The 386-nt window shown below is 32.6% G+C and carries 1 protein-coding gene; it reads left to right on the forward strand.

All coding sequences use genetic code 11. The features are described from left to right. On the forward strand, window positions 1-386 hold a 386-nt coding region (locus H4O21_RS28375), incomplete at both ends, for a cytochrome c oxidase subunit 3 (protein WP_182812540.1).

The raw sequence follows: 386 nt of genomic DNA on the forward strand, positions 1-386 counted from the left end.
ATTAATTATGAGTTTTGCAGGATGGACGAGTGCTTTTTTGGTAAGTCGTTCTAGACCTGATTGGGTTAAAGATTTTGAATTGCCTAATGCATTTATCATAAGTACGGTAGTTATTATTTTAAGTAGCATTACTTTTATACTTGCAAAGCGGGCATTAAAAGGTGGCAATAGAAATGGCACTACCATTTTGTTGTTGACGACGCTTGCTCTAGGTGTTGTGTTTATATTAAATCAGTTTTCTGGATTTCAGCAGATTATTGATTTGGGCTATAATTTTACAGGTCCAACAAGCAACGTAACGATGAGTTACATTTATTTAATTGCATTTGTGCATATTTTACATGTGGTAGTTGGATTAATTTGTTTATTGGTTGTAATTTATAATC

The sequence above is a fragment of the Oceanospirillum sediminis genome (genome assembly GCF_014164585.1).
GTDB lineage: Bacteria > Pseudomonadota > Gammaproteobacteria > Pseudomonadales > Halomonadaceae > Oceanospirillum > Oceanospirillum sediminis.